15 protein-coding genes are annotated in these 17,590 nt (G+C 45.7%); all 15 read left to right on the top strand.

Going from position 1 to position 17,590, the window contains the following annotated elements:
- Window positions 1-684 (top strand): arginine ABC transporter permease ArtM, encoded by a 684-nt coding sequence (artM, locus tag A3CS_RS0100820; RefSeq protein WP_005588018.1) that lies wholly within the window; start codon window positions 1-3, stop codon window positions 682-684.
- A gap of 541 nt (window positions 685-1,225) precedes the next feature.
- Window positions 1,226-2,824: a carbon starvation CstA family protein gene (locus A3CS_RS0100815; protein WP_005573823.1), complete on the top strand. Its 1,599-nt coding sequence runs from the start codon at window positions 1,226-1,228 to the stop codon at window positions 2,822-2,824.
- Between the two features lie 263 nt (window positions 2,825-3,087).
- The gene (gene mraZ, locus A3CS_RS0100810; RefSeq protein ID WP_005588016.1) at window positions 3,088-3,546 is read left to right on the top strand and encodes a division/cell wall cluster transcriptional repressor MraZ; all 459 of its coding nucleotides are present in this window, start codon (window positions 3,088-3,090) and stop codon (window positions 3,544-3,546) included.
- 109 nt (window positions 3,547-3,655) lie between these two features.
- Window positions 3,656-4,624 (top strand): 16S rRNA (cytosine(1402)-N(4))-methyltransferase RsmH, encoded by a 969-nt coding sequence (gene rsmH, locus A3CS_RS0100805; RefSeq protein WP_005546795.1) that lies wholly within the window; start codon window positions 3,656-3,658, stop codon window positions 4,622-4,624.
- Window positions 4,624-4,941, top strand: coding sequence for a cell division protein FtsL (ftsL, locus tag A3CS_RS0100800; RefSeq protein WP_005546793.1), 318 nt, complete (start codon window positions 4,624-4,626; stop codon window positions 4,939-4,941). Before rsmH ends, ftsL begins: the two co-directional genes overlap by 1 nt.
- A gap of 17 nt (window positions 4,942-4,958) precedes the next feature.
- Entirely contained in the window at window positions 4,959-6,782 is a 1,824-nt protein-coding gene (gene ftsI / locus A3CS_RS0100795) for a peptidoglycan glycosyltransferase FtsI (RefSeq protein ID WP_005566708.1), read from the top strand.
- A 17-nt stretch (window positions 6,783-6,799) separates the two neighbouring features.
- On the top strand, window positions 6,800-8,266 hold the full coding sequence (gene murE / locus A3CS_RS0100790) for a UDP-N-acetylmuramoyl-L-alanyl-D-glutamate--2,6-diaminopimelate ligase (RefSeq protein ID WP_005546788.1): 1,467 nt from the start codon (window positions 6,800-6,802) through the stop codon (window positions 8,264-8,266).
- Between the two features lie 6 nt (window positions 8,267-8,272).
- The gene (murF, locus tag A3CS_RS0100785; protein WP_005546786.1) at window positions 8,273-9,652 is read left to right on the top strand and encodes a UDP-N-acetylmuramoyl-tripeptide--D-alanyl-D-alanine ligase; all 1,380 of its coding nucleotides are present in this window, start codon (window positions 8,273-8,275) and stop codon (window positions 9,650-9,652) included.
- Window positions 9,646-10,731, top strand: coding sequence for a phospho-N-acetylmuramoyl-pentapeptide-transferase (mraY, locus tag A3CS_RS0100780; protein WP_005539053.1), 1,086 nt, complete (start codon window positions 9,646-9,648; stop codon window positions 10,729-10,731). Before murF ends, mraY begins: the two co-directional genes overlap by 7 nt.
- A 26-nt stretch (window positions 10,732-10,757) precedes the next feature.
- Entirely contained in the window at window positions 10,758-12,062 is a 1,305-nt protein-coding gene (gene murD / locus A3CS_RS0100775; protein WP_005546781.1) for a UDP-N-acetylmuramoyl-L-alanine--D-glutamate ligase, read from the top strand.
- A gap of 14 nt (window positions 12,063-12,076) precedes the next feature.
- Window positions 12,077-13,267: a putative lipid II flippase FtsW gene (ftsW, locus tag A3CS_RS0100770; protein WP_005539056.1), complete on the top strand. Its 1,191-nt coding sequence runs from the start codon at window positions 12,077-12,079 to the stop codon at window positions 13,265-13,267.
- Window positions 13,268-13,307: 40 nt separating this feature from the next.
- Window positions 13,308-14,372 carry an undecaprenyldiphospho-muramoylpentapeptide beta-N-acetylglucosaminyltransferase gene (gene murG, locus A3CS_RS0100765; protein ID WP_005546779.1) on the top strand — a complete coding sequence of 355 codons (1,065 nt, stop codon included), beginning with the start codon at window positions 13,308-13,310 and terminating at the stop codon, window positions 14,370-14,372.
- A 70-nt stretch (window positions 14,373-14,442) separates the two neighbouring features.
- Window positions 14,443-15,873: a UDP-N-acetylmuramate--L-alanine ligase gene (murC, locus tag A3CS_RS0100760; RefSeq protein ID WP_005546777.1), complete on the top strand. Its 1,431-nt coding sequence runs from the start codon at window positions 14,443-14,445 to the stop codon at window positions 15,871-15,873.
- 12 nt (window positions 15,874-15,885) lie between these two features.
- The gene (locus tag A3CS_RS0100755; RefSeq protein WP_005588014.1) at window positions 15,886-16,815 is read left to right on the top strand and encodes a D-alanine--D-alanine ligase; all 930 of its coding nucleotides are present in this window, start codon (window positions 15,886-15,888) and stop codon (window positions 16,813-16,815) included.
- Window positions 16,812-17,579, top strand: a complete 768-nt coding sequence (locus A3CS_RS0100750) for a cell division protein FtsQ/DivIB (protein WP_005546773.1) — start codon at window positions 16,812-16,814, stop codon at window positions 17,577-17,579. The genes A3CS_RS0100755 and A3CS_RS0100750 overlap by 4 nt, the downstream gene beginning before the upstream one ends.
- Window positions 17,580-17,590: the final 11 nt, after the last annotated feature.

Raw genomic sequence — 17,590 nt, 5'->3', positions numbered from 1 at the left:
ATGTTTCAAGAGTATTTAAGCGTTATTGCACAGGGCATTCCTACCAGTTTGTTATTAACCGTCGTTTCATTGGCGATTGCGTTTTTCTTGGCGCTGGTGCTGACCGTTTTGCTTACTATGGGCAATAAAGCGGTTAAAAGTGCGGTCAATTTATACCTTACTTTATTCACCGGCACGCCGTTATTGGTGCAATTCTTTTTGATTTATGCGGGACCGGGGCAATTTCAGTGGATCGTCAACAGCCCATTGTGGTCGGTGTTATCTAATGCGTGGTTTTGCGCGGCGTTGACATTGGCGTTAAACAGTTCGGCATATTCCACCCAATTATTCCACGGCGCGGTAAAAGCCATTCCGAAAGTACAATGGGAAAGTTGCGAAGCGCTTGGGTTAAGCCGTTTACAAACCTTGAAAATCTTGATTCCGTATGCGTTAAAACGCGCATTGCCTTCGTATTCCAATGAAATTATTTTGGTGTTTAAAGGCACAGCGTTGGCGTCCACCATTACTATCATGGATATTATGGGTTACGCCCGCCAGCTTTATGGCACGGACTACGATGCGCTTACGATTTATGGTATTGCCGGCGGTATTTATCTGATTATCACCGGTATCGCAACACTCTTATTGCGCAGACTGGAAAACAAAGTACTTGCCTTTGAGCGCTTGGCTATGAAAAGCGTCTAAAAAGTGCGGTGATTTTTCCAAGCGTTTTTTAAAGTAGACTAAACCCTACAAGAGAACCTGAATAAAGGGCTTGCGAAGATTAAGAATAATAATGAATGTCCGAGAATTTATGCTAAATGGGTAGAGAAGTAGGTATCGAAAAGTGGGCGGAATGTCGCCCTTTGTTATTTACTATTGGCTATCCGGCAGGCCATAATCAGCACCAATTAAAATTGTCCTAAAATTAAGTGGAATTTCATGTTTTCAGGGTAGTGATATAACATGATTTCTGTGACGAAATAAGTTTTGATAAAGCGTATAACCCGGCGATTTTTTGTTTAAAACATAAGAAATTTATACCGCACTTTTTCGTTCAGCATGAAAATGTGATTAACATCACATTTTGTAAAGATATTTTGAAGCGAAGGATCATAGTTTATTTACTTAATAGTAACCGCACCCTAAAATAGCTTCGCTTGCTCGGTTTCGAGTTTAAATCAACCCGAACCGATGATTTCTCTGATTCATTAAATTCACTTTTCTCTCTCTGTAGGATGCTTATATGTTGTGGTTTTTCTTCTGTGTTTTAATGTTGATTTTAGGGTATTTTATTTATGGCAAAGTCGTCGAAAAGATTTTTGCTATTAATCCCAAACGTCAAACGCCTGCTTACGAACTCACTGATGGCGTGGATTACATGCCAATGTCAAAAACCAAAATTTGGTTAATCCAATTACTAAATATTGCCGGTACCGGTCCGATTTTTGGTCCGATTCTGGGAGCGTTATACGGACCGGTGGCAATGTTGTGGATTGTGCTCGGTTGTATTTTTGCCGGTGCGGTGCACGATTATTTCTGCGGTATGTTAAGTATTCGTCACGGTGGCGCAACCATGCCTTATTTGGCAGGCAAATTTTTAGGTCGTCCAGTTAAAGTTTTCATTAATCTTTTAGCGCTGATTCTTCTTTTATTAGTCGGGGTGGTATTTGTGGCAAGCCCTGCACAGTTAATGGGTACCATCACGATGGATATTTTCGGCGTATCACAAGGTGCTTTGCAACTAGGTGATGCTGAAGTGCTACATCATTCCGTTGAAGCCGGTGGTATTCAAGTATGGGGCATGGATAAAGCAACAGTGGTTTCTGTTTGGACACTCGCTATTTTTGCTTACTATATCCTTGCTACCTTATTGCCAATTGATAAAATTATCGGTCGAATTTATCCGCTCTTTGGTGCGTTATTACTCTTCATGTCTGTGGGTATGGTGTATGGTTTAGTCTCTGCACATTTCAGTGCTGCGGATCCAATTGAATTCTTCCGCACGGTGGATGCAGATGGTCAAGGTTTAACTTGGGATAAATTTACACAAAACTTCCAAGTAAAAGGTGATGTTCCGATTTGGCCGCTCCTGTTCTTAACCATTTCCTGTGGTGCACTGTCCGGCTTCCATGCCACTCAAACTCCATTAATGGCACGTTGTGCAGAAAATGAAAAAGAAGGTCGCTTTATTTTCTATGGTGCGATGATTACGGAAGGTATTATTGCTTTAGTCTGGTGTACGGTCGGTCTTGCATTCTATGAGAATCCACAAGCGTTACAAGACGCGATCACTGCGGGTTCACCGTCTAAGGTTGTATATGACAGTTCATTACATTTCTTAGGTTTTGTAGGGGGGATTTTTGCCGTGTTAGGTGTAGTGGTATTACCAATTACATCCGGCGATACAGCCTTCCGTGCGGCACGTTTACAATTGGCGGAAATCTTCCGTGTTGATCAACGTGTACTTTCCAAACGTTTATTGATTGCACTTCCATTGTTTGCGTTAGGTTATTTTGTCTCTACCATTGACTTCAGCGTGTTATGGCGCTATTTCACTTGGGCAAACCAAATGACTGCTATGGTGATGTTATGGACAGCGGCAGCTTATTTGTATCGCTACCATAAATTCCACTGGGTAGCTTCAATCCCGGCATGGTTTATCACCACCGTTTGTGCGACCTACCTGTACTACAACAAGATCGGTTTTAGCTTAGATTATCAGTTGTCTGTTTATTTAGGTTTCGCAACCACCATCGTATGCGTTGTATTGTTCTTCGTATTGGTTAAACGTTCGGGTGAGCCGGATCCTGATGCGTTAGAGGATAACTTCGCAAAACAATAAAAATTTCTACCGCACTTTTGTGGTAAGCATTTAAAGCACACACCCTGCTAATGAAAATTGGCAGGGTGTTTTTTTATATCTGTGATTTCGGCTTAAAAAGATCCTGACTTAAAAAACTTTACGTAGAAGATCCTGAAACAGCTTGCAACTTGAGCAAACAAATAATAAACTTAGCGGAAAGTGGTAGAAAGTGTTTTTTTGTGGAGAATTTTGGAAGAAAATCCCAAATTCTGACCATCCAAACGGAAAAAAGGAATAAATTGATGTTTCGTGGAGCTTCGGCGGTTAATTTAGATGCGAAGGGTAGAATTTCTATCCCGACCCGCTATCGCGCCGAACTTTTGGAACAAAATCAAGGGCAAATGGTTTGCACCGTGGATATTCGTCAACCTTGTTTATTGCTTTATCCGTTGCAGGAATGGGAAGTTATTGAACAAAAGCTACTCGAACTTTCCAACTTTGATCCTGTACAACGCAGTTTGCAACGGGTGATGTTGGGTTATGCCACCGAGTGTGAGTTGGATAGTGCAGGGCGGATTTTAATTAGCGGTCCACTGCGCCAACACGCCAAATTAGAAAAATCCATTATGCTGGTCGGGCAATTAAATAAATTTGAAATCTGGAGTGATGCGGAATGGAAAGCCCAGGTGGAACAAGACATGGCATTAGGTGCAACGGATACTTTTGCATTATCGGAAAAATTAAAAACGCTGTCATTATAAGAGGCAAACTCACAGAACAGCGGCACTAGCAAAAGATAAGCGGCAGTTACGCCGCTCTATCTTCTCTTTATTTTACATTGTAATTTTTATTTACCATTGGTAATGGATTATGACGCATTTAAATACCTTTTCTTCAACTGAGCATTTGACGGTTTTATTACATGAAACCGTGGACGGCTTGGCGTTGAAAGAAAACGGCATTTATATTGATGGTACGTTTGGGCGTGGTGGACACTCCCGTTTAATCCTTTCCCAATTATCGGTGAACGGCAAGTTGATTGCCATCGATCGCGATCCGCAGGCGGTAGCTGAAGCACAAAAAATTCAAGATCCGCGTTTTCATATTGAACACAATACTTTCTCGGAAATCCTGCCGATTTGTGAAAAATTCGGTTTAGTCGGCAAGGTTGATGGCATTTTGCTTGATCTTGGCGTGTCTTCGCCGCAATTGGACGATGCAGAACGCGGTTTCAGTTTTATGAAAGATGGTCCGTTAGATATGCGGATGGACAGTTCAAAAGGCATATCTGCTGCCGAATGGCTTGCACAGGTTTCCGAGCAGGATTTGGCATGGGTGTTAAAAACCTTCGGTGAGGAACGTTTTGCCAAGCGCATCGCCAAAGTCATCGTCGACTACAACAAAAGTGCGGTGCAAAATGGCGGTGAATTTTTAGCGCGCACTTTGCAACTCGCAGAACTCATTACACAGGCAGTGCCGTTTAAAGATAAATACAAACATCCGGCAACCCGCAGCTTTCAGGCAATTCGGATTTATATTAATGCCGAGTTGGATGAATTGGAAAATGTATTGCAGTCCGCATTAAGCGTGTTAGCCCCTAAGGGGCGTTTATCCGTGATCAGTTTCCATTCGCTGGAAGATCGTATGGTCAAGCAATTTATGCGCAAACAAAGCCAAGGCGAAGTCATTCCGAAAGGGCTTCCGTTACGCGAAGATCAAATTCAGCGCAATCGGAGGTTAAAAGTGATCGGTAAAGCGATTATGCCGAGTGAAGCCGAGATTGTACAAAACCCAAGAGCCAGAAGTGCCGTGTTGCGCATTGCGGAGAGAATAAACTGATGTTGGAAAATAACGATAGATACCCGTTACAAGACATTATTATGGAAGACTTATTTACGTCGAATAAGTTTGTCTTTATCTTGTTATTTTTGATTGTCATTACTGCGCTCGGCACAGTGTGGATTACCCATAAAACGCGGAGTCTGGTGGCGGAAAAAGGCGATTTGGTTCTTCAGCACCAAGCATTAGAAAACGAATTTTTAAATTTAAAATTGGAAGAGGCGACACAAAGCGATAACACTCGAATTGAAGCAATTGCCAAACAATTAGGCATGCAGCGTGCAACCCCCGAACAAGAAGTTGTTATTCTTGAGTAAAGCTGAAGGTGATGAAAATGGTGAAATTTAATAAATCGGTAAAACCTTTAAAACCAAAGAAAACGACAAAAACTTCTTCTAAAAGCGGTTCTGCGGTAAAACCGAACAAACCGAAACAAGTCTATGAAAGAAGTTTCCTGAAAGGCCGTTATTTCTCCGCACTAAGTTTTATTGTGGTGGGGTTAACCGCACTTATCGCTCAAGCGGCTTACATTCAAATTGTGAATGCCGATCCGTTGGTTAACGAGGCGGATAAGCGCTCCTTGCGCAAACAGGAAGTACAGTTCGTACGCGGTTCGATTTTAGATCGTAATGGTCAGTTGCTTTCCGTTAGCGTGCCGATGTATTCCGTGGTTGCCGATCCAAAATTCATTTTTGATGAAAACTCGCTGAAGGATAAAGAACGTTGGCAAAAACTGGCGGAAGCCTTGGGTATTTCATACAGCAATTTACTTAAACGGGTGGAAAAAGATCCGAAATCCCGCTTCGTGTATTTATCCCGTCAGATTTCCCCGACACTGGCAAGCTATGTTAAAGATTTAAAAATTACCGGCATTGTGTTGAAATCAGAGTCTCGCCGTTTTTATCCTCGTGTGGAAGAAACCGCACATTTAATTGGTTATACCAACATTGATGGGGCGGGTATTGAAGGTATCGAGAAAAGTTTTGATTCCATGTTGATCGGCAAGTCCGGTTTGCGTACTTATCGTAAAGATAAACTTGGCAATATCGTGGAAAATATTGCGGATGTGAAGAAATATGATGCGCAAGACGTGACCTTAAGTATCGACGAAAAATTACAATCCATGGTGTACCGTGAAATTAAGAAAGCGGTGGCGGAAAATAAAGCGGAATCAGGCACCGCCGTGTTGGTGGATGTACGGACCGGTGAGGTGCTGGCGATGGCGAATGCGCCGTCTTATAACCCGAATAACCGTACCGGTCTGAAATCCGAATTGACGCGAAATCGTGCGATTACCGATACCTTTGAACCGGGTTCCACTGTAAAACCGTTCGTTGTTTTGACCGCACTTCAACGTGGTGCAGTGCGTCGTGACGAAGTGATTAATACCGGTCCGTTAGTCTTAAACGGTCATGCAGTCAAAGACGTGGCACCTCGTGATAAATTAACTTTAGACGGTATTTTGGAAAACTCCAGTAACCGTGGTGTGAGCCGTTTGGCGTTGCGTATGCCGCCGAATGCGTTGATGGAAACCTATCAAAATGCGGGATTAGGTAAAGCAACGGATTTAGGTTTAATCGGTGAGCAATCCGGTTTATTGAATGCACATCGTGCCCGTTGGTCGGATATTGAGCGCGCCAATGTGGCTTATGGTTACGGAATCAATGCTACGCCTTTACAAATTGCACGTGCTTATATGACGTTAGGCAGTTTTGGGATTTATCGCCCGTTATCCATTACTAAAGTAGATCCGCCGGTAGTGGGGAATCGTGTGTTCTCTGAAAAAATCACCCGTGAAGTGGTTAACATGATGGAAAAAGTGGCGATTAAAAACGGTCGTGCCATGGTGGATGGTTATCGTGTCGGTGTGAAAACCGGTACGGCGAAAAAATTGGAAAACGGTCGTTATGTAGATAAATATGTGGCGTACACCGCAGGTATCGCACCGATTTCCGACCCACGTTATGCTTTGGTGGTTCTGATTAACGATCCGAAAGCAGGTCAATACTACGGTGGTGCAGTATCTGCACCGTTGTTCTCCAGCATTATGGGTTACGCATTACGCGCCAACAATATTGCGCCGGATGGTTTGGGGCAGGAAAAAACGGTAAAACGCACTGTGCGTTTGAGTGATAAAAAAGCGAGTGGCGTAAACTAAATTGATGAGAAAAAACAATGCACCGATTAACCGCACTTTTAGGGATTGATATTGCCGGAGACATCAACCTTACCGAAATGACATTAGACAGCCGTACTGCAAAGGCCGGCTGTCTTTTTATTGCCATTAAAGGGCACCAAACCGACGGTCGCCAATACATTCCGCAAGCCTTACGCAACGGCGCAAGTGCGGTCATTTTTGAAGCCGATTCTGCACAGCAACATCTTCAGGTTCATTACGAACAGGGGATTCCTCTCATTGCCTTTTATCGGCTAAGCGAAAATTTATCCCGTCTCGCCGATGTGTTTTATCAATATCCCTCCAAACACTTAACTTTGGTGGGCGTGACAGGTACCAACGGCAAAACTACAACTGCCCAATTATTGGCACAATGGACGCAACTGTTAGGACACACCGGTGCTGTGATGGGCACCATCGGTAACGGTTTATTCGGTCAGGTAAAAGAAGCCGCTAATACCACCGGTTCCGCCGTCGAGATTCAATCTTCGCTGGCGGATTTCGTCGCAAAAGGGGCAGACTTTGCGGCGATTGAAGTGTCTTCCCATGGTTTGGTACAGCATCGGGTAGAATCCGTGCATTTCAGCGCGGCGGTGTTTACCAATTTAAGCCGCGATCATTTGGATTACCATCACACCATGGAAAATTACGCAGCGGCAAAAAAACGCCTGTTTACCGAGCTGGATAGTCGTTATCAGATTATTGACGCGGATGATCCCGTCGGTGCGGTGTGGTTGGCGGAAATGCCTCATGCTGTGGCGGTCAGCGCTAAGGCGGATTTTCTCCCGCAACAAGCCAACTGGCTGAAAGCTGTCGATGTGCGTTTTAATCACAAAGGTGCAACGATTCAGTTTGAATCCTCCTGGGGCAACGGCGAATTACAAAGCCCGCTTATCGGTGCGTTTAATGTGAGCAATTTATTGTTGGTGACCGCAACCTTGCTAACGCTTGATTATCCCTTATCCGGCCTCATTAACAGCGTACATAAATTAACCGGCGTATGCGGTCGTATGGAAATGCTACACACACCACAGAAACCGACGGTGATTGTGGATTATGCACATACACCCGACGCATTGGAAAAAGCCTTACAGGCGGCACGACTACATTGCCGTGGTAAACTTTGGTGCATTTTTGGCTGTGGCGGCGATCGTGACAGCGGTAAACGCCCACTAATGGCAAAAATTGCCGAGCAGTTGGCGGATCATGTTATTGCCACCGACGACAATCCACGCACGGAAGAACCGAAGAAAATCATGGCGGATATTTTAAACGGTTTTGTTCATCCGCAAAGCGTGCAAGTTATTCATCAGCGTGCACAAGCCATTGCTACCGCGATTAAAAGTGCAGTGGAAAATGACGTTATTTTAATTGCCGGTAAAGGGCACGAAGACTATCAAATTATCGGCAAAACCAAATATCATTTTTCCGATCAGGAAGTGGTTCGTAACTATTTATCTCAATAAAAACAAATGATTACATTATCTCTTTCACAAATTGCCGCCATTTTAGGAGCAGAACTCATGGGCGATGGTACGGTTATCGTCGAAAACGTGAGTACGGATAGCCGTCAGGCGGTCAATAAAGGGTTATTTTTTGCCCTTAAAGGCGAAAATTTTGATGCGCACCATTATGTTGCCAAAGCTGCCGAACAAGGTTGTGTGGCGGCGGTGGTTGAACATCCGACAGAAGGCAATATCGCCCGGCTTATCGTTAAAGACAGTCGTCTTGCTTTGGGGCGGCTTGCCAAATGGCTGCGTGAAAAAATTAACCCGAAAGTGGTGGCGATGACGGGATCTTCCGGTAAAACCACGGTGAAAGAGATGGTTGCCTCCATTTTGCAACAAAGTGCGGTGGATTCTGACGACGTTTTATTTACTCAAGGCAATTTTAACAACGACATCGGCGTGCCGCTCACTTTGTTACGTTTAACAGAACAGCATAAATTCGCGGTGATCGAACTCGGCGCCAATCATATCGGCGAAATCGCGTACACGACTTCCTTGGCGCAACCTGATGTGGCGCTGGTCAATAATGTCATGGCGGCGCATTTGGAAGGTTTTGGTTCCCTTGACGGCGTGGCGACGGCAAAAGGCGAAATCTTTCGCGGCTTGACGGAAAACGGCGTTGCCATTATCAATTTGGCACATAATTATCAGCAAAAATGGCAGGCGGACATCGGTCGGCACGCCGTGCAGTATTTTGCTTACGATAACCCGCGGGCGGATTTTTACGCCGAACAAATTCATTTCTCCGAACAAGGCGCCTATTTCTTACTCCACACGCCGCAAGGCCGCGTGCAAATCAATTCACCGTATTTGGGTGAGCATAATATCTCTAATGCGTTGGCGGCAACTGCCTTGGCGATGAACGTGGGTGCCACCACGGCGCAGGTGAAAAAAGGGTTGGAAACGCCCTCTTTGGTGAAAGGGCGTTTGTTCCCGATTCAGCCTTGTGAAAATCTGTTATTGCTGGACGATACTTACAACGCCAATGTGGGATCTATGAAATCGGCGATTTCCGTGTTACAAAAATATCCTGCTTTTCGCGTCTTTGTTGTTGGTGATATGGGCGAATTAGGCGATAATGCGCAACTTTGCCATCAAGAGGTGGGGGAGTTCGCTCATGCCGCCAAGTTAGACTTAGTGCTTTCTTTCGGGTGTTCCAGTGGCGTTATAAGTGCGGTTAATTCGGGACGCCATTTTACCGATAAAACGGAACTTGTAACTTATTTAACACCGATTATTCAACAACAATTAGCACAACAAAAAGTCGTTGTTTTGGTGAAAGGATCACGCAGCATGAAAATGGAAGAAGTGATCGATTTATTAAAAGGTAATTTTTTATGTTAGTTTGGATTGCTGAGTTTTTAACCAAATATTATTCGAGTTTCCACGTTATTTCCTATATTACCGTGCGCGCTATTTTAGCCTTATTGACCGCGCTTTTAGTGTCTTTATGGATTGGTCCGAAAGTTATTCGTCGCTTACAAATGTTAAAATTCGGTCAGGTCGTGCGTAACGACGGACCGGAAAGTCATTTTGCCAAAAAAGGCACACCGACCATGGGAGGCGTGATGATTTTATTTGCCATCGGCGTGAGTACCTTACTTTGGGCGGATTTGCGTAATCCGTACGTTTGGTTCAGTTTATTCGTGTTATTCGGTTATGGCACGGTCGGTTTTGTGGACGATTACCGCAAAATTACCCGCAAAAGTACCGATGGCTTAATTGCCCGCTGGAAATATTTTTGGCTGTCCGTGGTCGCTCTAGTGGCAATTTTCGGTATGTACGCCATGGGTAAAGATACCGATGCTACCCGTTTGGTGGTGCCGTTTTTTAAAGAATTTATGCCACAACTCGGTGTCTTTTATATCGTGCTGTCTTATTTCGTTATCGTCGGCTCCAGTAACGCGGTGAATTTCACCGACGGCTTGGACGGCTTGGCAATTATGCCGACGGTGCTTGTTGCCGGTGCATTTGCCTTGGTGGCATGGGCGACGGGGAACATTAATTTCGCCGAATATTTACACATTCCGTATATTAAATTCAGTGCGGAATTAGTGGTGTTCTGTACCGCCATTGTGGGTGCCGGTTTGGGTTTTCTTTGGTTCAATACTTATCCTGCGCAGGTGTTTATGGGCGATGTAGGCTCATTAGCATTAGGCGGTGCGCTGGGCGTGATTGCCGTGTTAGTGCGTCAGGAATTTTTATTATTAATTATGGGCGGCGTGTTTGTCATGGAAACCCTGTCCGTCATTTTACAAGTGGGCTCCTACAAACTGCGTAATAAACAACGTATTTTCCTGATGGCGCCGATTCATCACCATTTCGAGAAAAAAGGCTGGCCGGAGCCGCGCGTGATTGTGCGTTTCTGGATCATTTCCCTGATGCTCGTGTTAATCGGTTTGGTGACGTTAAAACTGCGTTAAGCGGTCATTTTTGAGAGAGAATTTCAATGCAATATCAAGATAAAAAAGTCACGGTAATCGGGTTAGGCAAAACAGGCTTATCCTGTGTGGATTTTCTGCGTGCCAAACAGGCGGATGTGCGTGTCATAGATACGCGTCAACATCCTGCGGGCGCTGAGCAGCTTGATAAAGCGATTCCTCTGCATACGGGCGGTTTAAACCAGCAATGGCTGCTGGAAAGCGATCTGATTGTTATCAGCCCGGGGCTGGCGGTAAAAACACCTGAAATTCAGACCGCACTTCAAGCAGGTGTCGAGGTGGTGGGCGACATCGAATTATTCTGTCGCGAGGCGGATAAACCGATTGTGGCAATTACCGGTTCCAACGGTAAAAGCACTGTCACCACATTGGTGGCGGAAATGGCGAAGGCCGCCGGTTTAAGAGTGGGTATGGGCGGCAATATTGGTATTCCGGCACTTTCCCTGTTAAATCAACAACATGATTTGTATGTGTTGGAACTGTCCAGCTTCCAATTGGAAACCACCTATTCCCTCAAGGCTGTGGCGGCAACAGTATTAAACGTGACCGAAGATCACATGAATCGCTATGTGGATCTGCAGGATTATCGCCACGCGAAATTAAACATTTACAATCATTGCCAAACGGCGGTGATTAATGCGGAAGATGCATTGACGTTGCCAACGACCCAGCGACCGCAAAAGCAGGTTTCTTTTGGTGAAAACCACGCGGATTATTGGTTAAAAACCGAAAATAACAAAACCTATTTAATGGCGTACGATGAAGCGGTGTTAGCCTGTGATGAAATGAAATTGACCGGTCGCCATAATTACATGAATGCCTTGGCTGCCATTGCGTTGGCACAGGCGGCAGGCATAAATTTAACCGGAATTCGAACCGCACTTTGTGCGTTCGGTGGTTTGGAGCACCGCTTCCAAGTGGCGCATATCGCTGACGGCGTGCGCTGGATTAACGATTCCAAAGCCACTAATGTGGGTAGCACCGTTGCCGCCTTAACCGGTTTGCAGGTAGCGGGCAAGCTCCATTTATTGCTCGGCGGTGACGGCAAAGGCGCGGATTTCTCCGAATTGGCACGCTTAATTAATCAACCGCACATTTACTGCTATTGTTTCGGTCGCGACGGCAAACAGTTAGCCGCACTCTCTTCCCAAAGCCAATTATTTGACACCATGGAACACGCCATTGCGGCGATTCGTCCGCAGCTACAGGCAGGCGACATGGTGCTGTTATCACCGGCTTGCGCCAGTTTGGATCAATTCAGCTGTTTTGAAGCTCGCGGTGATGAATTTACGCGTTTGTCACGCTTAAGTTAAAGACGGGTTGGCACATGGGATTTTGGGATAGGTTCAAAGAAAGCAGTCAAAACGCCACCACAGTGGCGCCGACCAGTTTGCTATACGACCGCGCGTTATTGTGGTTGTATTTGGTGTTGTTGCTCATCGGTTTATTAGCGGTGTCCTCCGCTTCCATTCCGGTGGGGACCCGCTTGTATAATGATGCTTTTTATTTTGTCAAACGCGATATTATTTACATCATTTTGTCCTGTTTCACCTGTTACATCACCTTACAAATTTCCATGGAAAAATGGCAAAAATGGCATGCCAGATTATTTTGGGTTGCGATTATTCTGCTTGTTCTTGTGATGATTCCGGGCATCGGGCGTGAAGTTAACGGCGCACGCCGTTGGATTCCTATGGGGTTATTTAATTTCCAGCCGGCGGAATTCGCCAAATTAGCCTTAACCTGTTTCCTCGCCAGTTATTTCACCCGCCGTTATGACGAAGTGCGTAGTCGCAAACTGAGCGCGTTTAAGCCCTTTGTGGTGATGGGTGTCATGGGTTGTTTTCTGATTGTACAACCTGATTTGGGAAGTACTGTCGTATTATTTATTATCACTTTCGGCTTATTATTTATCGTCGGTGCCAACTTCTGGCAGTTCATCGGTTTAATCAGTATGGGCGTGTTCATGTTCGTGTGGTTGGTGCTTTCTTCCGCTTATCGACTGAAACGTATCATAGGTTTTATGGATCCTTTCAAAGACCCTTATGATACCGGTTTCCAATTATCCAACTCCTTAATGGCGTTCGGGCGCGGCGGCTTTTTCGGCGAGGGGTTAGGCAATTCCATCTTAAAACTGGAATATTTGCCCGAAGCGCATACGGACTTTGTGATGGCGATTGTGGGTGAAGAATTTGGTTTCTTCGGCATTTTCGTTATTATTATTTTGCTTGGGTTGTTGGTTTTTCGTGCCATGAAAATCGGGCGCGAATCCTTAATGTTAGAACAGCGCTTTAAAGGTTTTTTAGCGTTTGGTATCAGTTTCTGGATTTTCTTCCAGGGCTTCGTCAACCTCGGTATGGCGCTTGGTATGTTGCCGACCAAAGGCTTAACGTTCCCGCTCATCAGCTATGGCGGTTCCAGTATCATCATTATGTCCGTCACCATCGGTATGTTATTGCGTATTGACCATGAAAATCGCTTAATGCGTGGCGGTCAGGCGCGATTACGGGATGACTAAAGTGCGGTCGTTTTTTTCAGTGTTTTTTTAGAGAAGAAATATGGGTAAAAAATTATTAGTGATGGCAGGCGGAACGGGCGGACATGTTTTTCCTGCCATTGCCGTTGCACAAGAATTACAACAGCAAGGCTGGGAAATCCGCTGGCTGGGCACCAAAGACAGAATGGAAGCTCAATTGGTTCCAAAACACGGCATTCCCATCGAATTTATCCAAATTTCAGGTTTACGCGGCAAAGGCATCAAGAGTTTATTATTGGCGCCTTTTGCCATTTTGCGCGCAGTATGTCAGGCGCGTAATATCATCAAGCAATATCAGCCTAACGCCGTATTAGGCATGGGCGGTTATGTGTCCGGTCCGGGCGGGCTTGCGGCGAAACTCTGCGGCGTGCCGGTGGTGTTGCATGAACAAAATGCCATTGCCGGGTTGACCAATAGTGGGTTGTCAAAAATTGCCACCCGCGTGCTGCAAGCGTTCCCGAACGCCTTTCCTCATGCGGAAGTGGTGGGCAACCCCGTGCGCCGTGATTTATTCCAAACGGAAGCGCCGCAACAGCGTTTTGCCGCGCGTAATAAAACGTTGCGCATTTTAGTAGTCGGCGGTAGCCAAGGGGCACGAGTGCTGAATCAAACCGTGCCGCAAGTGGCGGTGAAACTTACCGCGCAGGGATTGGATATTTATGTGCGCCATCAGGTTGGCAAAGGCAATTTGGCGGGCATTGAAGAAGTTTATCAGGCAAATCACAACGGCGTTGCCACCGAATTTATTGACGACATGGCGGAAGCCTACGCGTGGGCGGACATTGTCATTTGCCGCTCCGGCGCGTTGACCGTATGCGAACTGGCGGCGGTGGGCACACCGGCAATTTTCGTGCCGTTTCAACATAAAGATCGTCAGCAGTTTTTGAATGCGAAATATTTAGCGGATGCAGGCGCGGCAGTCATTATTGAGCAGCCGGAATTTACCGAAGAACGTCTGTTGCGCGAAATAACCCCGTTATTGGCGGATCGTGAAAAATTATTAACCATGGCGTTAAATGCAAAAAAAATGGCGACACCGAGAGCGGCAAAACGGGTTGCCGAGGTGATTGAAGACGTCGCGAGCTAAGCGAAAGGTGCGGTCGTTTTTCGCGGTGTTTTTGCCTCTGATGATTCGCACGGGAGAGAAGGAAATAATCATGGAAAATTATCATCAACAGATTAGAAACATCATTCCGGAAATGCGCCGAGTAAAACAAATTCATTTTATCGGCATCGGCGGCGCGGGGATGTGTGGTATTGCGGAAATTTTATTGAACGAAGGCTATTCGATCTCCGGTTCGGATATTGCCGAAAGTGCAGTTACTCAGTGCTTAACCAAAGCCGGGGCGAAAGTGTTTATCGGACATCAAGCGGAGAATATTGTAGGCGCCAGCGTGGTGGTGATTTCCTCTGCCATTCATGGCGATAACCCGGAAGTGATGGCGGCGAAAGAAGCCCGTATTCCGGTGATTCAACGTGCACAAATGCTGGCGGAGTTAATGCGTTTCCGCCACGGTATTGCCGTTGCCGGTACGCACGGTAAAACCACCACTACCGCGATGGTTTCCATGATTTACGCCGAAGCGGGATTGGACCCGACGTTCGTTAACGGTGGCTTGGTGAAATCCGCAGGCACCAATGCTCATTTAGGCTGTAGCCGTTATTTGATCGCCGAAGCCGACGAAAGTGACGCGTCTTTTCTGCATTTGCAACCGATGATTTCCATCGTGACGAATATTGAACCGGATCACATGGATACCTATCACGGCGATTTTGATGAAATGAAACAAACCTATGTGAATTTTCTGCATAATTTGCCGTTTTATGGTTTGGCGGTGTTATGTGCCGATGATGAGGTGCTGATGGAGTTGGTTCCGCTGGTCGGGCGTCAGGTGATCACTTACGGCTTTAGTGAAAATGCCGATTATCGCATTGAAGATTATCAACAAACCGGTTTTCAGGGGCATTACACGGTGATTTGCCCGAACGGTGAGCGTATTGATGTGTTGCTGAATGTGCCGGGACGCCATAATGCACTGAATGCTACCGCCGCCTTGGTGGTCGCCAAAGAAGAAGGCATTAAAAATGACGCTATTTTAGCCGCGTTGGCGGATTTCCAAGGCGCAGGACGTCGTTTCGATCAATTGGGACAATTTATCCGCCCGAACGGTAAAGTGATGTTGGTGGACGATTACGGTCATCATCCGACGGAAGTGGGCGTTACCATTCAAGCGGCGCGTCAAGGCTGGGAAAATAAACGTATTGTGATGATTTTCCAGCCGCACCGTTATTCCCGCACCCGCGATTTATTTGATGATTTCGTGCAGGTGTTATCTCAAGTGGATGCGTTGATTATGTTGGATGTGTATCCGGCAGGCGAAGCGCCGATAGTAGGCGCGGATAGTAAGGCATTGTGCCGTTCTATTCGTAATCTGGGAAAAGTGGATCCGATTTTGGTTTCCGATACGGAACAGTTGGGTGAGGTGCTCGATCAGATTATTCAGGATGGCGATTTAATTTTGGCGCAGGGCGCCGGTAGCGTGAGTAAACTTTCACGTCAGTTGGTGGAATGTTGGACGAAAGAATAAGTGGATAATAAGATGAGTAAAACATTAAAACAGGAAAAAATCGCCGTTTTATTAGGCGGAACCTCCGCAGAACGCGAGGTGTCTTTAAATTCGGGGGAAGCAGTATTAAATGCGTTGCGTAAACAAGGGTATGACGCCCATCCGATTGATCCGAAAACCTTTCCGGTAGCGACCTTAAAAGAACAGGGATTTGATCGCGTGTTTAATATTTTGCACGGTCGCGGCGGCGAAGACGGCACGATGCAGGGCTTATTAGAGCAAATCGGCATTCCTTATACCGGTTGCGGCGTGATGACTTCTGCGTTAACTATGGATAAAATGCGTACTAAAATGTTGTGGAAGGCATTTGGTTTGCCGGTCGCCGAGATGGAAATCGTGACGACGGAAAATAGAGTAAACTTAAACCCGGAGTCTGTGGTCAAAAAGCTAGGATTACCGCTGATGGTTAAGCCTTCTCTGGAAGGTTCCAGCGTGGGGTTAACCAAAGTCAAAGCTGTGGATGAACTGGAAAGTGCGGTGGATTTCGCGCTTAAATTCGATAACACGGTGTTAATTGAAGAATGGCTTGCCGGCGATGAATTTACCGTGCCGGTGCTGGATAATGAAGTTTTGCCTTCCATTAAAATTGTGCCGGAAGGTGAGTTTTATGATTACGACGCGAAATACATCTCTGACAATACGCAATATTTTTGCCCGGCGGGATTAAGCGAGGAGCGTGAACAGGAGCTCCGCCGTTTGGTAAAACAGGCCTATGATGTGGTGGGCTGTCGTGGTTGGAGCCGTATTGATGTGATGGCGGATGCGGAAGGAAAGTTCCGTTTGGTGGAAGTTAATACCAACCCTGGCATGACCAGCCACAGTTTATTCCCGAAATCGGCGGCAACGGTCGGCTATTCTTTTGCGCAGTTGGTTGAGAAAATTTTAGAGTTGAGCGCGGAATGAATTTACTAAAACGCAAAACCCCACAAAATATAAGATATGGTGAACCTAAATCAAAAGTTTTTGTGCAAATTAAATTATTACTTGTGCTATTATGCGTTGGCATTTTGTTCTATTCTTGTTCAAATTGGCAAAATTTTTTAGAAAAATTAGATAGTAAGCCAATCAGCGCATTTGCTTTGGTCGGCACGCCGAATTTTACCGATGATGCGGATGTGCGCGAAGCCCTGCTGAAAATGGGAGAACTTAAAGGGTTTTTCGGTCAGGATGCCGATTTAATTCGTGAACAAATTGAGACAATGCCTTGGATTAAAGGCGCGGTTGTTCGCAAAATGTGGCCGAACAGGTTAAGCATTTGGGTTACGGAGTATCAACCGGTCGCTATTTGGAACGAAACCGAATTCCTCTCAAAAGACGGCGTGGTTTTTCAGCTGCCGATGAATAAATTGAAAGAGCAGCATCTGCCTCGTTTGTCCGGACCCGATTTCCAAAGTGAAAAAGTGCTGGATGCCTGGAATAGAATTTATGCCGATTTAAAACAAAAAGGGTTAACCCTTAAAGCGGTTGCTATTGACGCACGCGGCGCTTGGCAGGTGGTATTGGATAATGATGTGGTGCTGAAACTTGGGCGTGGTGAGTGGAAAACAAAACTGGATCGTTTTGTGACCATTTATCCGCAAATTGAGGTGCCTGAAAATAAAAAACTCTCCTATGTGGATTTGCGTTACGCTTCCGGTGCTTCGGTGGGTATGGTTGATTTAAATTAATGATTAACAGT

The organism is Aggregatibacter actinomycetemcomitans DSM 8324, from assembly GCF_000372365.1.
Classification (GTDB): Bacteria; Pseudomonadota; Gammaproteobacteria; order Enterobacterales; family Pasteurellaceae; genus Aggregatibacter; species Aggregatibacter actinomycetemcomitans.
Note: the sequence above shows the minus strand (reverse complement) of the source record. Positions and strands in the feature narration are given on the sequence as shown.

Coding starts and splice junctions, on each gene's coding strand:
- artM (WP_005588018.1), top strand. CDS start 1: ATGTTTCAAGAGTATTTAAGCGTTATTGCACAGGGCATTCCTACCAGT.
- A3CS_RS0100815 (WP_005573823.1), top strand. CDS start 1,226: ATGTTGTGGTTTTTCTTCTGTGTTTTAATGTTGATTTTAGGGTATTTT.
- mraZ (WP_005588016.1), top strand. CDS start 3,088: ATGTTTCGTGGAGCTTCGGCGGTTAATTTAGATGCGAAGGGTAGAATT.
- rsmH (WP_005546795.1), top strand. CDS start 3,656: ATGACGCATTTAAATACCTTTTCTTCAACTGAGCATTTGACGGTTTTA.
- ftsL (WP_005546793.1), top strand. CDS start 4,624: ATGTTGGAAAATAACGATAGATACCCGTTACAAGACATTATTATGGAA.
- ftsI (WP_005566708.1), top strand. CDS start 4,959: ATGGTGAAATTTAATAAATCGGTAAAACCTTTAAAACCAAAGAAAACG.
- murE (WP_005546788.1), top strand. CDS start 6,800: ATGCACCGATTAACCGCACTTTTAGGGATTGATATTGCCGGAGACATC.
- murF (WP_005546786.1), top strand. CDS start 8,273: ATGATTACATTATCTCTTTCACAAATTGCCGCCATTTTAGGAGCAGAA.
- mraY (WP_005539053.1), top strand. CDS start 9,646: ATGTTAGTTTGGATTGCTGAGTTTTTAACCAAATATTATTCGAGTTTC.
- murD (WP_005546781.1), top strand. CDS start 10,758: ATGCAATATCAAGATAAAAAAGTCACGGTAATCGGGTTAGGCAAAACA.
- ftsW (WP_005539056.1), top strand. CDS start 12,077: ATGGGATTTTGGGATAGGTTCAAAGAAAGCAGTCAAAACGCCACCACA.
- murG (WP_005546779.1), top strand. CDS start 13,308: ATGGGTAAAAAATTATTAGTGATGGCAGGCGGAACGGGCGGACATGTT.
- murC (WP_005546777.1), top strand. CDS start 14,443: ATGGAAAATTATCATCAACAGATTAGAAACATCATTCCGGAAATGCGC.
- A3CS_RS0100755 (WP_005588014.1), top strand. CDS start 15,886: ATGAGTAAAACATTAAAACAGGAAAAAATCGCCGTTTTATTAGGCGGA.
- A3CS_RS0100750 (WP_005546773.1), top strand. CDS start 16,812: ATGAATTTACTAAAACGCAAAACCCCACAAAATATAAGATATGGTGAA.